This is a genomic window from Bradyrhizobium sp. CCGE-LA001 (assembly GCF_000296215.2).
In the GTDB taxonomy this organism is placed as follows: domain Bacteria; phylum Pseudomonadota; class Alphaproteobacteria; order Rhizobiales; family Xanthobacteraceae; genus Bradyrhizobium.
This window is the reverse complement of the sequence record NZ_CP013949.1, coordinates 7,634,872-7,654,536: the sequence shown is the minus strand read 5'-3', so window position 1 is coordinate 7,654,536 and position 19,665 is coordinate 7,634,872. Positions and strand designations below refer to the sequence as shown.

Sequence of the window (19,665 nt, the reverse complement as noted above, 5' to 3'; positions counted from 1 at the left end):
GCTTGAATGTCAAACTACGTCTTGGCTTGCGCCCGCCGCTCCGTGAACGGCGACAGCACCACCGTCGCCACCATGAAGATCACGGACGCGCCGAACACCCAGTGCGGCGCGCTCTGGTCCATGATCCAGCCGAACAGCAGCGGTGAGACGATGCCGCCGAGATTGAAGCCGGTGGAGACGATGCCGAAGGCACGGCCCGCAGCGCCGGCAGGCGCCGCGTTGCGCACCAGCATGTCGCGCGAGGGGGCGATCACCCCGGAGAGGAAGCCCGCGGCCGACATGGCGGCGGTGAGCGCCCAGCCCGGCAGCGTGACCAGTGCGATCAGCAGCACGATCGCCGCATTGACCGCGAAGCAGGCCGCGGCGACCTGGCCGTGACGCTCGGTCCGGTCGGCGAGGACGCCGCCTGCGAGCACGCCAAGGGCACTGGCACCAAGGAAGGCCGTCAGCGCGATATTGGCGGCGGAGTAGGAGGCACCGTAGCCGCTCATCAGCGCGACCACGCCGAAATTGTTGATGCCGGCAACCGACAGGCTCAGCAGCATGAACAGCGCGGTCAGGGTGATCAGCGCCGGCGTGATCACGGCCTGCTTGGGCGCGTTCTCGTTGCCGGGCTTCTTCTTGTGCGCGCCGGCATCGGGAATGTTCATGACGATCAGCAGCAGCGCCACGGCGACACCGATCGCGCCCGAGGCGATCAGCGCGCCGGTGCCGCCGGACAGCGTGACGAGCGCGGCCACGATCGCCGGTGCGACGGCGCCACCGAGAAAGCCGGCAAAGGTGTGGATCGAGAAAGCGCGGCCCATCCGCGCCTCGTCCATGTGCTCGGCCAGGATCGCGTAATCGGCGGGATGATAGACGCTGTTGGCGAGGCCCAGCAGCACGGCGCAGGCGATCAGCGAGGCATAACTGAGATGCAGGCCGAGCAGGATCAGCGCGCAGCCGCCGAGCGCCAGCCCGGCCAAGAGAATGCGCCGCGCGCCATAATGGTCGACGAGATAGCCGGTCGGCGCCTGGGTCAATCCCGACACCACCGCGAACACGGTGAGTGAGAAGCCGAGCTCGATATAGCCGACGCCGAGCTGGCCTTTGAGGAACGGGAACAGCATCGGCAGCACCAGCAGATGGAAATGGCTGACCCAATGCGCGATCGAGATTCCCGTCAGCGTGCGTAGGGCGCTGTCCGCCTTGCCTTGCTGCGGTGCGGCGAGAACGTCGACCATTGCAGTTCCGTTTCACTCCCGATGGACGCGCAAACTATCGGGGAGGGCGGTTATTTGTCCATGAACGCAGGCGCATGGCAGGTAGCGCGGGTGGGTCGTAAGGGGCGCTATCCCTGTACATCGTCGTCCTGGCTTTCGACAGGACGACGGCGGAGGGTGGGGCGCCAGGGCGCCGTCAAACTCAACCCGTCCGCCACGCCCCTCAAAACGGCTCGTCATCCGGGCCATAGCGATCGCGCTTTGGCGTTGCAATGTCGCCGTCTTCGTAATCGTCGTCGTCGATCTCGCGCGGCGGCGGAGGCTTCGTCGTCTTATCTTCCGCCTTCCTCTCGATGATCTTGGGCGGCTCGCTCGGCTTCCCGGTCTTGGCCATGATCATTCCCGGATGGTGATGCTGCATCCGATCCTATCAGGGACATATGTGCAGGACCTGATCTGGCGCAAGCCGTTCAGTGCAGCACCGGCCCGCCCGCCTTTTTCCAGGCGTCGAGGCCGCCAGCGATATGGGCAGTGTTGGCGAGGCCAGCCGCCTTGGCGGCGGCCACAGCCATCGCCGAGCGTTCACCGAAGGCGCAGAAGAACACGACGCGGCGGCCGGTGGCGGCTGCGACCTCGCGCAGCATGCCGCCGGGCTTGAGGCTCTCCTCGACGGATTGATAGGGCGTGTGCAGCGCGCCTTCGAGCATGCCGTGCTTCATCCGCTCGTTGCTCTCGCGCAGATCGACCAGCAGGATGTCGGGCCGGCCGAGGATGCGGATCGCCTCGGTCGCGCTCAGTGCGCGGCCCTCTTTCTCGAGCTCCTCCTGATGCAGGCCGACATGCATGTTGGCGGGCACTGCGACATCCATCATCTTCGGATTGGGCAGCTTCAGATTGGCCATCAGCTCGATATATTCGTCGACCGAGCGCACCTGGAGCCGCGGATTGAAACGCTTCTCCTCGCCAATGGTGGAGACGGTGTCGCCCTTGTAGTCGTGCGCCGGGAAGACCATCGTCTCGTCCGGCAGCTTGAGCAGGCGGTTGAAAATCGACTCGTACTGTGCGCGCGACGAGCCGTTCTGGAAATCGGTGCGGCCGGTGCCGCGGATCAGCAGCGTATCGCCGGTGAAGACGCGGTCGCCCATCAGGTAGGAGTAGGAATCGTCGGTGTGGCCCGGCGTGTACATCACGTCGAGCGACAGGCCTTCGATCGTCACCTTGTCGCCGTCCGCGACCCGCATGGCAACGACGTCGGCCTTGGTCTGGTCGCCCATCACGGTCATGCAATGGGTGCGGTCGCGCAGCTCGCCGAGCCCGGTGACGTGGTCGGCATGCAGATGTGTGTCGACCGCCTTGACCAGCTTGAGGTCGAGCTCGCGCAGCAGCTGGCAGTAGCGATCGACTTTCTCCAGCACGGGATCGAGGATCAGCGCCTCGCCGCCGGGGCGGCTGGCCAGAAGATAGCTGTAAGTGCCCGAAACGCTGTCGAAGAGCTGGCGGAAGATCATGGCGGGACCCGGCGCAGGCTGGTTTCGACGATTCTACTACCATATGGGTTCAGAGGAGAAGTATTTTGCTGCATGGCTAGTAAGATATAGAAGATTGTTGTTGCGCACGGTCATCGCCCGCGAAGGCGGGCGATCCAGTATTCCAGAGGCCGTCGTGGGATACGGAGGGGCCGCGGCGTACTGGATTCCCCGCTTTCGCGGGGAATGACATCGAGTAGGGGCAACGTCGTGCTCCAAACCCTACGGCCGGACCAATGTGTAACCGTTCTGCACCAGGAACAGGATCTGCCCGACCCCGACCTGCACCGGCGTCGCGCCCGGGATGAACTCCGGTCGCTTGCCAGTCTCCCGCTCCATCGTGTCGACCGTGTTGAGGCAGATGTCGAAGCGCACGCCCTGTGCGATCAGGCTCTCGACCTGCTTGCGACGCTCGCTGCCTGATAGCAACAGGTCGATGCCGGGACCGAACGCCACCACCTCGATCGCGATCTTGTCGGGGTCGTAGGCCTTCAACAGATTGTTGGCGACGCTGAGCACCAGCGCCTGCTTCTTCGCATCGCCATCGGAGAGCTGAAGCACGACCTTGTGCTCGGCAAACGGCTTGTCCTGAAGCGGTACTTGCTGCGCAAGCGCCGGCGGCATCGCCGTCCACGTGAGCAGCGCCAGCAGAAGCGCGAATAGGATCGGCAGCCGCATCATCCCTGTCCTGCAATGCCCGGATTGCCGTCGACGCCTTTCAGCGTAACGCCGGCGCCGAGCCGTTCGGGCATCATCCGGCCCGAGCGCAGATATTTTCCGACCACATCCCACACCGGCGCGCCGTGCTGGCCGTTGACCGAGGCCCAGCCCGCGACCTTGTAGCGGTGGTTGGCGGCGAGCGTCTTGCCGTTGCCGAGCTTCAGCTCGGAGATGCGACTGCCAATCGCAGCGTCCGGCGTGCAGGTGTAGCTGAGGCCGCCGGCGCGCACCATGTCGCCACCCTGCTGGTAGTAGGGATCGGCGTTGAAGAGGTTGTCGCAGATGTCCTCCAGCACGTCCTTGATCTGTGTGCCGGTCATCTCCTGCACATAGGTCTCGGGATAGGTGATCGCGGTTTCCGCCAGCAGATCCTCCATGGTCAGCGCCTGGCCCGACAGCGCGGTCACGCCCCAGCGGAAGCCCGGCGACAGCGCGATCTCGGCATCGAGCTCGGTGCGCAGCGCCGTGCAGATCAGCTCGTCGACGGGGCCGGAGAAATTGCCGCGGCGGTAGAGCAGGCGGTCGGGCGTTGCGATCTTCTCCGACCAGTCGGTCACGTGCGGCGCGCGCAGCCGGCCGATCAGCTCGGCCATGACCGGGTCCGGCTTCAGCAACTCGGAAAAGACTGGCAGCAGATGATATTTGACGTCGGTGACCTTGCCCTTGCCGATGGCGAGATCGAGCACGCCAAGAAATTTTCCGTTGGAGCCGGCATTGGTGACGAGCGTGGTGCCGCCAGCGTTCTTCACCGGCATCGGCTGCGGCACGGCGTCATGGCTGTGGCCGCCCAGGATGACGTCGATGCCGGTGACGCGGCTCGCGAGCTTGAGATCCACGTCCATGCCGTTGTGCGAGAGCAGGATGACGGCATCGACCTTGTCGGTGCCGCGCAGAGCATCGACATGCTTCTGCAATTCCTCCTCGCGGATGCCGAAGGTCCAGTCCGGCGTGAACCGCTTCGGATGCGCGATCGGCACATAGGGAAAGGCCTGACCGACGATCGCGATGCGATGTCCGCCGAGCTCCCTGATGATGGACGGCTTGAACACCCGCCCGCTGGACTTGTCGAAGGCGGGGGCGTCGTTGAATGCCGCCTCCTCAGTCAGGAAAACGTTCTGCGCCAGGAACTCGCCCTTGAAGCGCTCGAGATTGTCGCGCAGCGCCTGCTCGCCATAGGTGAACTCCCAATGCCCGGTCATGGCCTCGATGCCGAGCAGGTTGGCGACCTCGACCATGTCGCGGCCTTGCGTGACGTTGGCCAACCCCGTGCCCTGCCAGAGATCGCCGCCGTCGAGCAGCAACGAATGCTTCTCACCGGCATCGCTGCGCAGGCGATCGATCAGCGTCTTCAGATGGGCGAAGCCGCCGAGCTTGCCGAAACGGCCCGCTGATTTCTCGAACTCGTAGCAGGTGAAGGCATAGGCATCCGCGCTGTCGGAGCGGATGCCGAAGCGCTCCAGGAACGCGCGCCCGACCAGATGCGGCGGCCGCCCCGCCATCTCGCCGATGCCGATATTGACGCTGGGCTCGCGGAAATAGACCGGATTGAGCTGCGCATGCGTGTCGGTGATGTGCAGGATGCGCGCATTGCCGAAGCGCTCGACGTCGTAGATGCTCGCGGTGTCGGCGCTGCGCGCGAGCCGCGGCAGTCCGAGCGATGCGGCGGCAAGGCCTGCGCTCTTCAGGAAATCGCGGCGGCGGATCGCCATCTCAAATTCTCCGCGCCTCTTCTCGACAACGCAACAGTTCCACAGGCATGACCCAGACCCTAAGGGCCTTTAGCGCAAAATGTGCAGCAGTTTTCCGACAAGATCATGCTCAAAGAGCAATTTGGAGCGCGATTTTTATCGCCCGCTCGGCCGATTTAGCGGATTTCCATGGCCTTCCAGGCTTCTTTTTCGGATGTCGCCTGGAAGATGGAGGCCTTAGCCAGCGCCTCTGCCTCCTTGGCTGCCGCGGTCGCGCGGTCGAAATCGCTGCCATCGGCCGCCTTCCTGGCCGCCGCCAGCGCCGAGACGGTGACGGTCCACTGGTTGCGTAGGCCGGCAGCCTCCTTCGCGGCGGCCTCCGCCGCAGCGTAGGCCGCCTTATAGTCGGCTTCGGTGGCTGCGCGTGCCGCCGGCGCGAGGCCCAGCGCGAGCAACATGGCGAGGAGAGCCGTCCGCGTCATGGCCGTGCTCCCGGTCCCGAGATCGGCAGGCCGTTGGCGACATACGACAGGAAATATTCGACGTCGCGATATTCGTCCGCCTGCGGCTCCAGCGGAACCGCGCGGGTCTGGCTGTTGCAGGTGACGAAGCGGCGGCTGGTCGTGCCCATGCCGCTCCATTCGGACCGGTAGATCGGCATCGCGTTGACGATGCCGAGCGCCGGCGCCAGGATCTCGGCGCGGATGCGCTCGCCCGGGCTCTGCACATGGCAGCTCGCGCAGGAGAAGTTCATCTGGCCGCGGCGGGTGTAGAAGTAGCGCTTGCCGTTCTCGTACGCCGCGAGCGCGCGGGGATCATCGGGAATCTTGATGTCCATCAGCTTGCCGCGGGAGGTGTAGGCCATGTAGGCCGTGAGTGAGGCCATCTCGTCCTTGACGTAGGAATAGGGCGCCTCGCCATTGGCTTCGCGGCAGCGGTTCAGCGCGAGCTCGAGCGTGACGACCTTGCCTTCCTTCTCGTCGAAATACGGATAGTTCTGGCGGATGCCGATGCCGCCGTTCGGGAAGCAATCGGCGTAGGTCTTGCCGTTCTTGAACGGGGTCGAGAACATCTCCTTGCCGGCCTCGAGCGCGAACTCGTAGGGCGGGAATTCCTCCTTCTCCTGCCACTGCCGCTTCAGATCCTCGTTCATGGAATAAGGACCGTTGACGAAGTCCTCGTGCTTCACGTTCGGAAATTTTTGGAAGAAGAAGTTCTGGAACGCCTTGGCATCAGCGACGGGATCGACCTTGTCGGCCGCGACCACGCGGGGAGAGGTGAGTGCGAACGCGACGAGCGCGGCGCTGAGCGAGCCAAGCAGGAGGGCAGATCGGGTCTTCATCACGCGATCTTTACGGTGGTCGCGTCCGAGCCACCCTTGTTGTCGGTCCAGGAGATCTTGAGCTCGTCGCCCTTCTTGGCGCCCTTGAAGCTGAATTTGACGTAGGGATCCTTGGAGACCGCGGTGCCCCAATTGGCGAGGAAGACGTCCTTGCCGTTACATTCGAACTTCAGCTCCTGGATGTAGTGCGCCGGGATCAGCTCGCCGTTGGGATTCTTGACCAGGCCGGTATCCATGGGGTGCTGGATCAGCGCCTGCACCTCGGTGATGTCGCCGTTGGACGTTGCGCGCACGCGAATGCTGGATGCCATGTCGAATTGCCTCGCTTAGCCGCCGCAGCCGCCGACGGTGACCTTCACTTCCTTGGTCGCGCTGTAGAGCTTGCCGTCGGCTTCGACGATGGCGATCAATTTGGTGGTCTTGGCCATCTTCAGCCGGTTGGCGACGGCAGGAATCGTGCCCTCGGCGATCTTGTAGGACGCGGCCAGCGCCAACGGGTTCTCGGCCACGAAGAACGAGATCGAGGTCACCTTGTCGAGCGTCGTCGTCACCGACACCGGAACGACGCCGCCGTTCTCTGCGATCTCGGGCGCATCCAGCTTGACCTTGTCGGAGGGCTCGGCGGTCTTGCCGTAGAGCGCCTTGATCGCCTCGGCCTCGCTCTTCTGCCTGAACGCCTCTTCCGGATATTTGTCGTTCGCCGCCGCGCGCGCCGGGCCGGCCGCAAACGGCAGGTTGCCAAGGCCGATCAGCGCGACAGAGGCCGCGCCCTGAAGAATCAGGCGCCGTGTCGCAAGGAGGCCGGTGGTCGTGGTCATCGAAAGTCTCCTAGGCAGCCGGCCGTTACAGTGTCTGCAGGAAATCAACGATCGCGCTGATCTCCTGGTCGGTCAAAATCCGGTTCCGGCCGAACGGCGGCATCATGGTCTGAGGATTGCGCTTGGTCTCGTCGAAGATGATCGCGACCAGCTCGTTGCGGTCGGGGTATCTGGCCGTCATGTCCTTCAGCTCCGGTCCGATCGTCCCTGGCAGGTCGCCGCCCTTGATGACATGGCAGGTCAGGCAATTGCCCTTGCTGCGGTCAAAGGCGAGCTTCCGGCCCTCGTCCACCGCGGACTGCGCCCGCGCCAGGCTGGCGAGGCCGGCGGCAATGGTCAGCAGAAGGAACAGGACTGATGTCCGGGACAAGGCAGTCAAGGCGTCATTCCGAGCATATGGTGATGTCGCAAACGGTGGAAAATAGACGCGTTCCAAAGCACAAAGGGCATCGCCTGACAATCGCGACTATGCACCGGGCAAAATGGAGTTAATATCTTCCGCATTGCAATTGAAGAGATTATTTGTTCGACCGATTTGGCCCAAGAACAAGCACAATGGGCGCGGGGCCGGCGGTTTCCGGAGCGTTTTGGCGCTCATCCTGTTTTCAATGCGTTCTCGTTTTTTCAAGGGGACCTCACTTGGCTGAATATGTCGTCGAATTTGGCAGGGACGGCGGGCGGGTGGAGCCGGATGGACGGCTCGATGCGCCGGCGTTTCATCGCAATCACGAGCCGATCTGGGCGGCGCTGGAGAAACATCTCGCCAACGCGACCGGCAACGTGGTCGAGCTCGGCAGCGGAACCGGGCAGCACGTGGTTCATTTCGCCCGCCACACGCCCGGCCTGATCTGGTGGCCGAGCGACCTCAACCAGCGCCACCTCAAGAGCATCGAGGCCTGGCGCGCTCATGCCGGCTTGCCCAATGTCCGCAGTCCCTTGCGCATCGATCTGGCCGATCCGGACTGGTGTCCGGAGATGCGAAGCGGGCAGGGGCCGGCCAGTCTTGCCGCCGTGTTCTGCGCCAACGTCATACACATCGCGCCATGGAGCGTGGCCGAGGGCCTGTTCGCCGGCGCCGGCCGCTACTTGCGCGCCGACGGCAAACTGTTCCTCTACGGCCCCTTCAAGCGAGCCGGCAAGCACACCGCGCTCAGCAACGCCGTGTTCGACACGTCCTTGCGCGAGGGCAATCCGGACTGGGGCGTGCGCGACATCGCCGATGTCGAGACACTTGCGCGCGCGGCGGGCCTCGGCCTCGTCGATACGATCGAGATGCCCGCGAACAATCTCACGCTGGTGTTTGCGCGTTAGGAGATCGTCAAGCCCGGCCACGACGATGTGGAGACGTCCGCGCCGCAAAAGCTAGTCGCCATCCGTCCACCCGATCTTCTCCTTCAAGAACCGATAGCCCAGCACCTCGAAGCCGGCGCGCTCCTTGTTGTCCTTGCCGTAACCGTGGCCGCCGGCTTCCGGCTCGTAGAACCAGGCTTCGTAGCCCATCGTTTGCAACTTGGCGGCCATCTTGCGCGCGTGGCCGGGATGGACGCGGTCGTCGCGCCGCGTCGTCGCGATCAGGATCGGCGGATAGGGCTGGCCGGCTTTGACGTTGTGATAGGCCGAATAGGTCTGCAGCCACTCCCAGTCTTCCGGGTTGTCGGGGTCGCCATATTCCGCGATCCAGCTCGCGCCTGCGAGCAGCTTGGTGTAGCGGCGCATGTCGATCAATGGGATGGTGCAGAACAGCGCGCCGAACCGCTCGGGATATCGCACCAGCATGTTGGTGATGAGGATGCCGCCATTCGATCCGCCCTGTGCGGCGATGCGCTTCGCGCGCGTCACGCCGCGGCGGACGAGATCGGCGGCGACCGCTGCGAAATCGTCATGCGACAGCTTCTTGCCGGCAAGCCGGCCGGCATCGTGCCAGCGCGTGCCGAACTCGCCGCCGCCGCGCAAATTCGCCTGCACAATGGTGCCGCCGCGCTCCAGCCACAGCTTGCCGAGCGAAGTGTTGTAATATGGCTTCACCGAGTGCCCGAAGCCGCCATAGGCGCTCATGTAAACGGGAGCATCGCCGGTCTCGCCGGCCGGGCCGGTCTGCACATAGGGAATGCGCTCGCCGTCAACAGAGATCGCCTCATGCTGCGTCACCACGAGGCCATCGGCGGTAAAGGTTTTCGGCGCCTGCTTCAGCACGGTCGGGCTCGCGACGGCCCGTTCGATCAGCAGCAGCGATGGCGGCGTCAGCGGGTCCTGCACATTGGCGAGCAGGTCGCCATTGCTCTCGCTCGCATGCCGATCCAGCGGCCAGACGTCGACGACGCCAATCTGCGGCAGGCCGGGAAGCGTCGCGCGGCTCCAGCCGTTGGCGGATGGCGTGCAGATCTCGAAGAGCGGGCGCAGCTCGTCGAGGATCGACAGCACGAGCTTGCCCGCCGCCCAGAACAGGCCCTGCAAGGCGCGCCGCGGCGCCGGCTCGAACAGCACGGCAAAGTCGCGATTGCCGTTCAGGAACGCCGAAAGCGAGATACCGAGCACGGTGTCGGTGGCGTAGGTCCGCCCCCCGCCGCCCAGTCCTTGCGCAGCTTCATTGCAAACCAGTCGCCATGGGCCTGCATCCAGACACCGGTCGGCAGATCGAGCTTCGTCATCGCGCCCGTCGCGTCGCGCAGCCAGACAGCGTGATTGAAGAAGTCGATCTGGTCGACGACCCAAACCCGCGGCGCCGGCCCGGTGTCGTCAGTGCTGCCATAGATCACCATGTGATCGGCAGTGGTTTCGGCGACGACCTCGGCGCGGGCGACGGGCTGGCCGCGCCGCCACAGCCGAACCGTCCGCGCATATCCCGAGCTCGTCGCCATGCCCTCGCTATGAGCGCTCGACAGCAGCAGCGTGTCGGCATCGAGCCAGTCGACGCCGCCCTTGGCCTCCGGCAGCGTGAAGCCGTCGGCGACGAAGCTCTTCGTCACGAGATCGAATTCCCGCAGCGTCACCGCATCGCTGCCGCCGCGCGACAGGCTCAAAATGGCGCGCGAGCTTCCCGGCGCGCTGGCGATCCCGCTCAGCAGCCAGTCCTCGCCTTCGCTCGCCGCGAGCTTGTCGATATCCAGCATGATCTCCCACGCGGGACTGGCTTTGCGAAACTCGGCAAGCGTCGTTCGCCGCCACAGGCCGCGCGGGTTGGTTGCATCCTTCCAGAGATTGTGCAGGTCATTGCCGCGCCGGCTCACATAGGGAATGTTGTCCGGTCGGTCGTAGATCGCGGCAAGCAGATCACGGTCGTGCTCGTAGGCCTTGCCGCCGAACGCCGCGAGCGTCAGCTCATTCTGCCGCGTGACGAAATCGAGCGCCTGCGTGCCTTCGATCTCCTCCAGCCAGAGCCAGGGATCGTCGTCGGGAGCACTGAGCGTGGGCCTGTCGTCGACGGTCATGGGCGAAACTCCGGGAAGATCGCGGCGGATAGGATTTGATCGAGCGCAAGCCGTCAAGGCTGCGGCCCGCTATCATCTGTCCGATTGCGTCACGGGCATGGCCCGCGTCCGTTTGCGCCGGTTGCTCGCCCTCCCGCGCCCCTCCATAGTGCCGGGAATCAACAAAGCCCCGTGAGCCCCTTGGGGCGGAAATGCCGATGTCAGACGTCACCTCCACCGCAGAAATCACCGACGATTCGCGCGTGCGCGCCAATGTGGTGCGCCTCGCCGCTGCGCAGGCGCTGACCGGCGCCAACTCGGCCGTGATCTTCGCTACCGGCTCGATCGTCGGCGCGACGCTCGCGCCGGACATGTCGCTCGCGACCGTTCCGCTGTCGATGTACGTGCTGGGGCTCGCCGCCGGCACATTGCCAACAGGCGCGATCTCGCGCCGCTTCGGCCGCCGCGCCGCCTTCGTCGTCGGCACCGGACTCGGCATGCTCACCGGCCTTCTGGGGTCCTACGCGATCCTGCATGGCTCGTTCGCGCTGTTCTGTATCGCGACCTTCCTCGGCGGCCTCTACGGCGCGGTCGCGCAATCCTATCGCTTCGCGGCCGCCGACGGCGCCAGCGCGGCTTATCGGCCGAAGGCGGTGTCCTTGGTGATGGCGGGCGGTGTGTTCGCCGGCGTGCTCGGTCCGCAGCTCGTGCAATGGACCATGGACGTCTGGCAGCCTTATCTGTTCGCCTTCAGCTTCCTGGTGCAGGCCGCGGTGGCGCTGGTTGCGATGGGCATCGTCGCCGGCGTCGACATGCCTAAGCCTGCACCAGCCGATCTCCATGGCGGACGGCCGCTGCTCGACATCGTGACCCAGCCGCGCTTCATCGCAGCCGCGTTGTGCGGCGTCATCTCCTATCCCATGATGAATATGGTGATGACGTCGGCGCCGCTCGCCATGAAGATGTGCGGCCTCAGCGTCTCCGATTCCAATTTCGGCATCCAATGGCACATCGTCGCGATGTATGGACCGAGCTTCTTCACGGGTGCGCTGATCGCGCGCTTCGGCGCCCCGAAGGTCGTCGCGGCCGGCCTGCTGCTGGAGGCCGGCGCCGCCGGCATCGGCCTGTCCGGGATCACCGCGATGCATTTCTGGGCGACGCTGATCGTGCTCGGCGTGGGCTGGAATTTCTCCTTCATCGGCGCCTCCGCCCTGGTGCTGGAGACGCACCGTCCGCAGGAACGCAACAAGGTCCAGGCCTTCAACGATTTCCTGGTGTTCGGCATGATGGCGATCGGCTCGTTCTCCTCCGGGCAGCTGCTCGCCAATTACGGTTGGTCGGCGGTGAACATGGTGGTGTTTCCGCCTGTCCTGCTCGGCCTCGCCGTGCTCTCGCTGGCCTCCTGGGCCCGCCGCCGCAAGGCGCGGCTGGACGCCGCGATGGGCGAGTTCCCGGATGCGATTTGACGCATGATCCGGAAAAGTGTGCAGCGGTTTTCCGATAAGATCATGCTGAATAGGTTGGCAGGAGCCTGTCAGCAACGTTGATGCTTCGACCGCGGTCGAAGTGATTTTCGGACGCACGGTTGTTACATGATGCTCGTCATCAAGAGACGGGCGTGACGCACGGCGCTCGTGGGGGCAACGAAGGACCAGCGCAAATGCTCGACAATCCCCGCGCCACCGCGCAGATCGACGAATCCTCGCTCCGCTACGAAGGCTGGCGCATCGTCGCGGTCTGCTTCCTGCTGGCGACCTTCGGCTGGGGGCTCGGCTTCTACGGGCAGAGCGTCTATGTCGCCGAGCTCCAGCGCGCGCGGGGCTGGCCCACCTCGCTGATCTCCGCCGGCACCACGTTCTTCTATCTGTTCGGTGCGCTGCTTGTCGTCTTCGTCGGCGAGGCCGTAAGGAAATACGGTCCGCGTCTCAGCCTGATCGCCGGTACGCTGGCGATGGCGGCGGCCGCGATCGCGATCGGCGCGGTGCGCGAGCCCTGGCAGCTCTACCTCGCCAATGCCGTGCTCGCCTTCGGCTGGGCCGGCACCAGCCTTGCGATGATCACCAACACGATCAGCCTGTGGTTCGACACCAAGCGCGGCATGGCGATCAGCCTCGCGCTGAACGGCGCCAGTTTCGGCGGCATCGTCGGCGTGCCGGTGCTGGTGATGCTGATCGGCCATATCGGCTTCGCCAGCGCGATGTACGCCACGGCCGGCGCCATGCTGGTCCTGCTGCTGCCGGTGATCCTCATTCTCGTCGGCCGTCCGCCTGATCTTCAAGGCTGGCATGCCGCGACGAAGCCGAAACCAAAATCCGCGACGGAGATCCGCGCGCAGGCGATGCGCGACGTCGGCTTCCTCACAGTGACGATTGCCTTTGCCTTGGTGCTGTTCGCGCAGGTCGGCTTCATCGTGCACCTGATCTCGTTCCTCGATCCCGTGATCGGCCGCGAGCGGGCAGCGGTCGCCGTCGCCGTGCTCACGGCCATGGCCGTGGTCGGCCGCGTGCTGTTCTCGCTGGTGATCGACCGCCTCAACCAGCGGCTGGCCTCGGCGCTGTCGTTCCTGAGCCAGGCGGTGGCGCTTGTCGTCGTCATCAACCTGCACAATGACTACGTGCTGATCGCCGCCTGCGCGTTGTTCGGCTTCTCTGTCGGCAATCTCATCACGCTGCCGTCGCTGATCGTGCAGCGGGAGTTCGACAGCGCCTCGTTCGGCGTGCTGATCAGCCTCAACACCGCGATCAACCAGGTCACCTACGCCTTCGGCCCGGGAATCGTGGGGGCGCTGCGCGATTGGTCCGGCGGCTACGCGCTGCCGTTCTATCTCTGCATCGCCCTGGAGCTGGCGGCCGCGGCGTTGATCATGGTTCGGGGGAAACGTTTCGTAGGGCGGATTAGCGAAGCGTAATCCGCCAATTTAGCTCCGCATTCGCTGAGGCATGGCGGATTACGCTCCGCTAATCCGCCCTACGGCATCACGTTTCTCGCTCCCGCAATAACCCCTCCACATCCAGCCGCTTGGTGAACATCGCAAGCTTCCCATCCGGCCCGAACGGCCATTGCTCCCGCGGCTTATCCCAATACAATTCGACGCCGTTCTGATCCGGGTCGCGCAAGTACAGCGCCTCGCTGACGCCGTGATCACTCGCCCCATCAAGCGCGATCCCCGCCGTGAGCACTCGGTGCAAGGCATCCGCCAGCGCTGGCCGCGTCGGATAGAGGATCGCGGTGTGGAACAGTCCTGTCGTGCCCGGCGGTGGCGGCGAGCCGCCCTTGCTTTCCCAGGTGTTGAGCCCGATGTGGTGATGATAGCCGCCGGCCGCGATGAAGGCGGCGCCCGAGCCCATCCGCTGCATCAGCTCGAAGCCGAGCACGCCGCAATAGAAGCCGAGTGCGCGATCGAGGTCGGCGACCTTGAGATGGACATGACCGATCCGTGTGCCGGCATGGACGGGCTGGTGTTGCGACATGTGAATGCTCCGTTGCTGAGCTCCACATAAGGCGAACCGCCGGACCGTGCCATTGCCCATCTCGAAACCCATCGTTTCCGGATGGGAAACTAGGCAAGCTCCGACACTTCTCCCTCGGGAAGTCCGAACTCGAACGTGTTCAGCGTCATCGACACCAGCGTGTAATAGCCGCACAGCCCGATCACCTCGACCACGCCGCGCTCGCTGAGCAGCTTTACGGCCTCGTCGTAGAGACCTTTCTCGACGCCGTGGCCCTCGTGCAGCGACTTCGCGAGATCGTAGATCATCTTCCCCTTGGGATCCTCGAATTCGGGCGTGCGGCGATCGCGGATCGCCTCGATGATTTGGGGGTCCATGCCGCCGGCGAGCGCGAGGCGCTTATGCGCGTACCATTCGTAATGGGCAGTCCAGTGCCGCGCCGTCACCAGGATCGCGATCTCCGATAGCTTGGCGGGAAATATCGTATCGAAGCGCAGGACTTCGCCGAGCCGCGTGGCGTGCCGCGCCATCTCGGGGCTGCTCAGCCAAGCCATCATCGGCGCCGGCGGCTTGCCGCGCTTGCCGGCAATGGACTCATCATAGGTCTGCCGCTGGCTCTCGTTCATTTCGCCAGGCGAAAGAAGTGTCAGGCGCATGGTCGTTTCCTCTTTGTTTTCAAGCACCGTCGTCGCCGCGACTATAGCCGATTGCGGTTCGCGGAAGTGGTTGAATTCCGCGGGAGCTTGGCCCAGAGTCGCTGCCAAACTTAGATGATGGAAACGACCATGAGCGAAACTGAAAACGCCGAGCTCGAAACATTCCGCAACGAGACGCGCGCCTGGCTGGAAGCCAATTGCCCACCGGAAATGCGCAAGCCCGCCACGTCGGATGCCGACGTCTACTGGGGCGGACGCAACGCAAAATTCTCGTCCGAGCCGCAGCGTATCTGGTTCGAGCGCATGCGCGACAAGGGCTGGACCGTGCCGGATTGGCCTAAGGAATATGGCGGCGGGGGCTTAAGCGCTGCCGAGCACAAGGTGCTGCGTGCGGAGATGGCGAAAATCGGCGCGCGTCCGCCGTTGTCGAGCTTTGGCATCTGGATGCTTGGGCCGGCGCTCCTAAAATACGGCAATGAGGCCCAGAAGAAAGAGCATCTGCCAAAAATCGCCGCGGGCGAGATCCGCTGGTGCCAGGGCTATTCCGAGCCGAATGCCGGCTCCGATCTCGCTTCGCTCCAGACCCGCGCCGAAAGCGACGGCGACGATTTCATCATCACCGGCCAGAAGATCTGGACGTCCTATGCCAACTACGCCGACTGGATCTTCTGCCTCGTGCGCACCGATCCTGCCGCGAAGAAGCACGACGGCATCAGCTTCATCCTGTTCGACATGGCCTCGAAAGGCGTCTCGACCAAGCCGATCCTGTTGATCTCCGGCTATTCGCCGTTCTGCGAAACCTTCTTCGACGGCGTGCGCGTGCCGAAATCGCATGTGGTCGGCACGGTCAATCGCGGCTGGGACGTCGCAAAATATCTGCTCCAGCACGAGCGCGCGATGATCTCCGGCATGGGCGAGCGCGGCGTCGGCCGCCCGCTGGGTCAGATCGCGGCGGACTCCGTCGGCACCGATGCGCAAGGTAAGCTCGACGATGCCATGCTGCGCGGCCAGATCGCGCGCTTCGACGTCGACGAAGCTGCACTCGCCGCCTGTGCCGAGCGTGCGGTCGATCTCGCCAAGGCGGGCCAGGCGCATCCGGCGTTCTCCTCGGCGATGAAATATTACGGCACCGAGCTCAACAAGCGCCGCCATGAGATCCTGATGTCGGCCGGCGGCGTCGATGCGTTGGAATGGGAGAGCGAGCGCTCCAAGCAGGGCGCCCGTCCGCGCGCCTGGCTGCGCACCAAGGCCAATTCGATCGAGGGCGGTACGACGGAGGTGATGCTCGGCATCGTCGCCAAGCGCATCCTGGATCTGCCGGGGGCGTGAGGACCGCACTCTCACCAACCGTCATTCCGGGGCGTGCGAAGCGCGAGCCCGGAATCCATAACCACGAGCGGGAGTATGGATTCCGGGCCTGCGCCTAACGGCGCATCCCGGAATGACGAGACAAGATAAACTTCGAAGTTCGGAAACACGCACCATGGCCCTCGTCCTCACCGAAGAACAATCGATGCTCCGCGATAGCGCGCGCGGGCTGATCAGCGACAAGGCGCCGGTGTCGCATTTGCGCCATTTGCGCGACAGCAAGGATCGCATTGGCTTCTCGAAAGAGCTCTGGCACTCCTTCGCCGAGATGGGGTTTGCCGGCCTTTTGGTCCCGGAAGAGTTCGGCGGCAGCGGCCTCGGCTATGTCGAAGCCGGAATCGTGATGGAAGAGATCGGCCGCACGTTGATGCCGTCGCCCTTTCTTGCGACCAGCGTGGTCGCGGCTTCCGCCCTGAATCGCGGCGGCAACGCCGTACAGAAGTCGGAATACCTGCCGAAGATCGCGAGCGGCTCGCTGCTCGCGACGCTGGCGATCGACGAAGGCGCAAAGCATCGTCCGCTGCAGACCAGCCTGCAGGCCGTGCGCGCCGGCAATGGTTTCAAGCTCTCCGGCGCCAAGGCGCTTGTCGTCGATGGTCACGTTGCCGATCTGCTCATCGTCGCCGCGCGCACCTCCGGCTCTGCCGGTGACCGCGAAGGCCTGACGCTGTTCCTGGTCGATCCCAAGGCCAAGGGCGTTGCGATCGAGCGCACCATCATGGTCGACGCGCACAACGCGGCGCGGATCGAATTCGCCAATGTCCAGGTCAATGCCGACGGCGTGCTCGGCGAGGTCGATCAGGCCGCCGGCCTGCTCGAGGGCGTGCTCGACATGGGCCGCGGCGCGGTGGCGGCCGAGATGGTGGGGCTCAGCGACGAAGTCTTCAACCGCACCGTCGAGTACCTGAAGAGCCGCAAGCAGTTCGGCAAGCTGATCGGCGAATTCCAGGCGCTGCAGCACCGCGCCGCCGAGCTCTATGTCGACATCGAGATCACCCGCGCCGCCACCATGAAGGCGCTGCAGGCGCTCGATGCCGACGTCGCCAAGGCCGCATCGAGCGTCGCCGTCGCAAAAGCCCGTGCCGGCACCACCGCGACGCGCGCGGTGCAGGAAGGCGTGCAGATGCACGGCGGCATGGGCATGACCGACCAGTTCGACATCGGCTTCTTCATGAAGCGCGCGCGCGTGTGCGAGGAGCTGTTCGGCGACGCCAACTACCACACCGAGCAGCTGGCGCGGGCGCGGGGGTATTGAGGAGAAGCGGCAGAGACGGTACGTAGCCCGGATGAGCGAAGCGACATCCGGGAACGTCGCGGGCGGTGGCCCCGGATGTCGCTTCGCTCATCCGGACTACGGCAGCAACGCGAACCGTCATGGCCGGGCTTGTCCCGGCCATCCACGTTCTCAGGTGCTGCAAAAACGTGGATGCCCGGGACAAGCCCGGGCATGGTTGATAGATGTAGCGCGGGCCCTCGCCCGCAATGACCGCGGATGGACCGTCGCCTACCGCATCGGCGGCGCGTACTGCACACCACCCGCATTCCACAGCTGGTTCATGCCGCGCGGAATCTTCAGCTTCGACTTCTCGCCGATGTTGCGGTCGTACATCTCGCCGTAATTGCCGACGTGGCGGATGATGCGGGCGGCCCAGTCCTTGGTGAGGCCGAGCTGCTCGCCGTAGCGGCCTTCGGTGCCGACGAGGCGCATCACTTCCGGCTTTTTCGACTTCAGGGCCTCGTCGATGTTCTCCGAGGTCACGCCGAGCTCTTCGGCGTTGATCATGGCGTACAGCGTCCACTTCACGATCATCATCCAGTCGTCGTCGCGCTGGCGCACGACCGGGGCGAGCGGCTCCTTGGAGATCATGTCCGGCAGGATCATGTGGTCGCCGGGCTTCGACAGGTTCAACCGCAGCGCATAGAGCTGGGAGACGTCGGCCGACAGCGTATCGCACTTGCTGGTGTCGTAGGCCTTCACCACGTCGTCGAGCTTGTCGAACTTCACCTCTTCATACTTCATGTTGTTGGCACGGAAGTAATCGGCGACGTTGAGAGTCGTCGTGGTTCCGGTCTGGACACAGACCTTGCTGTCGGCGAGGTCCAGTGAGGTCTCCTTGTTGCGCGAACGCGGCACCATGAAGCCGACGCCGTCGTAATAGGCCACGGCCGGGAAGTAGAGGTCGTAGTCGAGCTCGCGCGCCATGCTCCAGGTCGTGTTGCGCGAGAGGATGTCCACCTTGCGGGTCTGCAGCTCTTTGAAACGCTCATTGGCGTCGAGCGCGACGAACTTCGCCTTGCCGGGGTCGTTGAAGATCGCCGCAGCCACCGCGCGGCAGAAATCGACGTCGAAGCCGGTCCAGTTGCCCTTGTCGTCAGGGATCGAGAAGCCCGGCAGGCCCTTGTTGACGCCGCAAAGCACCTCGCCGCGGCGCACCGTGCGCTTCAGCGTGCGGGTGTCGTAGAATTCGTAAATGATGGCCGAAACGGCGACCAGCACGGCGACGGCGAGCCCGATCAGCAGGCCGCCACGAAAAGTGCGCATCATGTTGCTCTCTCGAAAAATCGGGAAAAGGAAAGGAGTGTTGTCGAAGGGAGGGGGCTTTAGAGCTCCGGCTTCTGCCGGATGACCACCTTGGTGCCAACAGGCACGCGATCGTAGAGATCGGCGACGTCAGCGTTGACGAGGCGGAAGCAGCCCGAGGAGACCTTGGTGCCGATCGTATCAGGGCGGTTGGTGCCGTGGATGCGGTAGACGGTGGTGCCGAGATACATGGCGCGGGCGCCGAGCGGATTGCCGGGGCCGCCGGCCATGAAGCGCGGCAGATAGGGTTGGCGCTGGATCATCTCCGGCGGCGGCGTCCAGTCCGGCCATTCCTTCTTGTTGGTGATGGTCACGAGCCCTTGCCACTGGAAGCCGTCGCGGCCGACGCCGATGCCATAGCGGATCGCGCGCCCGCCGGGCTGCACCAGATAAAGATGACGTTCGGCGGTCGAGACGATGATCGTGCCCGGCGGCTCGGTGGTGCGGAAGTAGACCACCTGCTTTTTCCATTCCGGCTCGAGCTGGTAGCCGTCATCGGCGATCAGGCCCGGCTCGTCGCCGCGATCAGGCTGCTGCGCGAAGACCTGCGGTGTGGACAGGGTCAGGCCGATCGCGGCCAGAAACATCCCGGTCAGGCGACGAAAATCCGTCATGTAAAGCTCTCCCCGCTGCCACAGCGCAAATCAATCAGGAACCATCAAACCTGAGGGGCAAGTTCATGGCAAGTTGATGGCGCGCCGCTCTGGTATGTCACGAGAATGCTTTGGTTTTTTTGACGCGCTCCCGGCAATGCTGGAAACGGGGGATGGCGCGAAAAGCAGTGGAAGTGACATCCTCGCCAGGCGGCAGGATCAAATTGCTGCTGTCATGCCCGGGCTTGTCCCGGGCATCCACGTTCTTCGTGTCGCGGGTCAAGGCGTGGATGGCCGGGACAAGCCCGGCCATGA

Annotated in this window: 20 protein-coding genes and 1 pseudogene; 5 read left to right on the top strand and 16 right to left on the bottom strand. The window is 64.5% G+C overall.

All coding sequences use genetic code 11. From position 1 onward, the window contains the following. Positions 1-14 precede the first annotated feature (14 nt). The 10 genes from BCCGELA001_RS34815 to soxX all read right to left on the bottom strand — a co-directional run bounded on the left by BCCGELA001_RS34815 (position 15) and on the right by soxX (position 7,675). Entirely contained in the window at positions 15-1,223 is a 1,209-nt protein-coding gene (locus BCCGELA001_RS34815; protein WP_008540752.1) for an MFS transporter, read from the bottom strand. A gap of 202 nt (positions 1,224-1,425) precedes the next feature. After that, positions 1,426-1,596 (bottom strand): hypothetical protein, encoded by a 171-nt coding sequence (locus BCCGELA001_RS38570; protein ID WP_060738021.1) that lies wholly within the window; start codon positions 1,594-1,596, stop codon positions 1,426-1,428. Between the two features lie 76 nt (positions 1,597-1,672). Next, complete coding sequence (locus BCCGELA001_RS34805) at positions 1,673-2,710, bottom strand: MBL fold metallo-hydrolase (RefSeq protein ID WP_060737357.1); 1,038 nt, start codon at positions 2,708-2,710, stop codon at positions 1,673-1,675. A 240-nt stretch (positions 2,711-2,950) separates the two neighbouring features. After that, positions 2,951-3,409, bottom strand: a complete 459-nt coding sequence (locus tag BCCGELA001_RS34800) for a DsrE family protein (RefSeq protein WP_060737356.1) — start codon at positions 3,407-3,409, stop codon at positions 2,951-2,953. Continuing rightward, positions 3,406-5,157 (bottom strand): thiosulfohydrolase SoxB, encoded by a 1,752-nt coding sequence (soxB, locus tag BCCGELA001_RS34795; RefSeq protein ID WP_008540763.1) that lies wholly within the window; start codon positions 5,155-5,157, stop codon positions 3,406-3,408. Before soxB ends, BCCGELA001_RS34800 begins: the two co-directional genes overlap by 4 nt. A 155-nt stretch (positions 5,158-5,312) precedes the next feature. Then, positions 5,313-5,618 (bottom strand): hypothetical protein, encoded by a 306-nt coding sequence (locus tag BCCGELA001_RS34790; RefSeq protein ID WP_008540765.1) that lies wholly within the window; start codon positions 5,616-5,618, stop codon positions 5,313-5,315. Beyond that, positions 5,615-6,478: a sulfur oxidation c-type cytochrome SoxA gene (soxA, locus tag BCCGELA001_RS34785; protein ID WP_008540767.1), complete on the bottom strand. Its 864-nt coding sequence runs from the start codon at positions 6,476-6,478 to the stop codon at positions 5,615-5,617. The genes BCCGELA001_RS34790 and soxA overlap by 4 nt, the downstream gene beginning before the upstream one ends. After that, positions 6,478-6,789: a thiosulfate oxidation carrier complex protein SoxZ gene (gene soxZ / locus BCCGELA001_RS34780; RefSeq protein ID WP_008540768.1), complete on the bottom strand. Its 312-nt coding sequence runs from the start codon at positions 6,787-6,789 to the stop codon at positions 6,478-6,480. Before soxZ ends, soxA begins: the two co-directional genes overlap by 1 nt. 15 nt (positions 6,790-6,804) lie before the next feature. Then, positions 6,805-7,296 (bottom strand): thiosulfate oxidation carrier protein SoxY, encoded by a 492-nt coding sequence (soxY, locus tag BCCGELA001_RS34775; RefSeq protein WP_008540769.1) that lies wholly within the window; start codon positions 7,294-7,296, stop codon positions 6,805-6,807. A gap of 25 nt (positions 7,297-7,321) precedes the next feature. Then, on the bottom strand, positions 7,322-7,675 hold the full coding sequence (gene soxX / locus BCCGELA001_RS34770) for a sulfur oxidation c-type cytochrome SoxX (RefSeq protein WP_060737355.1): 354 nt from the start codon (positions 7,673-7,675) through the stop codon (positions 7,322-7,324). Between the two features lie 260 nt (positions 7,676-7,935). Here soxX and BCCGELA001_RS34765 point away from each other — a divergent pair, with 260 nt between their 5' ends. Then, the gene (locus BCCGELA001_RS34765) at positions 7,936-8,607 is read left to right on the top strand and encodes a DUF938 domain-containing protein (protein WP_008540772.1); all 672 of its coding nucleotides are present in this window, start codon (positions 7,936-7,938) and stop codon (positions 8,605-8,607) included. 51 nt (positions 8,608-8,658) lie between these two features. Here BCCGELA001_RS34765 and BCCGELA001_RS34760 read toward each other — a convergent pair. Next, positions 8,659-10,724, bottom strand: a pseudogene (locus tag BCCGELA001_RS34760) (prolyl oligopeptidase family serine peptidase). A 197-nt stretch (positions 10,725-10,921) separates the two neighbouring features. Between BCCGELA001_RS34760 and BCCGELA001_RS34755 the strand changes: the two are divergent. Together BCCGELA001_RS34755 and BCCGELA001_RS34750 are read left to right on the top strand one after the other, a co-directional pair. Beyond that, entirely contained in the window at positions 10,922-12,169 is a 1,248-nt protein-coding gene (locus tag BCCGELA001_RS34755; protein WP_060738020.1) for an MFS transporter, read from the top strand. Positions 12,170-12,363: 194 nt separating this feature from the next. Then, positions 12,364-13,611 carry an MFS transporter gene (locus tag BCCGELA001_RS34750; RefSeq protein ID WP_008540788.1) on the top strand — a complete coding sequence of 416 codons (1,248 nt, stop codon included), beginning with the start codon at positions 12,364-12,366 and terminating at the stop codon, positions 13,609-13,611. 67 nt (positions 13,612-13,678) lie between these two features. Here the strand turns inward: BCCGELA001_RS34750 and BCCGELA001_RS34745 are convergent, their stop codons facing one another. Continuing rightward, on the bottom strand, positions 13,679-14,173 hold the full coding sequence (locus BCCGELA001_RS34745; RefSeq protein ID WP_008540790.1) for a VOC family protein: 495 nt from the start codon (positions 14,171-14,173) through the stop codon (positions 13,679-13,681). Between the two features lie 89 nt (positions 14,174-14,262). Then, positions 14,263-14,808 carry a carboxymuconolactone decarboxylase family protein gene (locus BCCGELA001_RS34740; protein WP_008540792.1) on the bottom strand — a complete coding sequence of 182 codons (546 nt, stop codon included), beginning with the start codon at positions 14,806-14,808 and terminating at the stop codon, positions 14,263-14,265. A gap of 129 nt (positions 14,809-14,937) precedes the next feature. On the opposite strand from BCCGELA001_RS34740, the gene BCCGELA001_RS34735 reads away from it, so the two are divergent. Together BCCGELA001_RS34735 and BCCGELA001_RS34730 are read left to right on the top strand one after the other, a co-directional pair. Beyond that, positions 14,938-16,137: an acyl-CoA dehydrogenase family protein gene (locus tag BCCGELA001_RS34735; protein WP_060738019.1), complete on the top strand. Its 1,200-nt coding sequence runs from the start codon at positions 14,938-14,940 to the stop codon at positions 16,135-16,137. 154 nt (positions 16,138-16,291) lie between these two features. Beyond that, a complete protein-coding gene (locus BCCGELA001_RS34730) occupies positions 16,292-17,431 on the top strand; it encodes an acyl-CoA dehydrogenase family protein (protein WP_060737354.1) in 1,140 nt (379 codons plus the stop codon). A 249-nt stretch (positions 17,432-17,680) separates the two neighbouring features. Here BCCGELA001_RS34730 and BCCGELA001_RS34725 read toward each other — a convergent pair whose 3' ends face one another. The 3 genes from BCCGELA001_RS34725 to BCCGELA001_RS38095 form a co-directional block, all read right to left on the bottom strand. Then, positions 17,681-18,718, bottom strand: a complete 1,038-nt coding sequence (locus BCCGELA001_RS34725; protein WP_060738018.1) for an amino acid ABC transporter substrate-binding protein — start codon at positions 18,716-18,718, stop codon at positions 17,681-17,683. A 59-nt stretch (positions 18,719-18,777) separates the two neighbouring features. Beyond that, on the bottom strand, positions 18,778-19,371 hold the full coding sequence (locus tag BCCGELA001_RS34720) for a L,D-transpeptidase (protein ID WP_060737353.1): 594 nt from the start codon (positions 19,369-19,371) through the stop codon (positions 18,778-18,780). Between the two features lie 97 nt (positions 19,372-19,468). Further along, positions 19,469-19,663 carry a hypothetical protein gene (locus BCCGELA001_RS38095; RefSeq protein WP_060737352.1) on the bottom strand — a complete coding sequence of 65 codons (195 nt, stop codon included), beginning with the start codon at positions 19,661-19,663 and terminating at the stop codon, positions 19,469-19,471. Positions 19,664-19,665 lie beyond the last annotated feature (2 nt).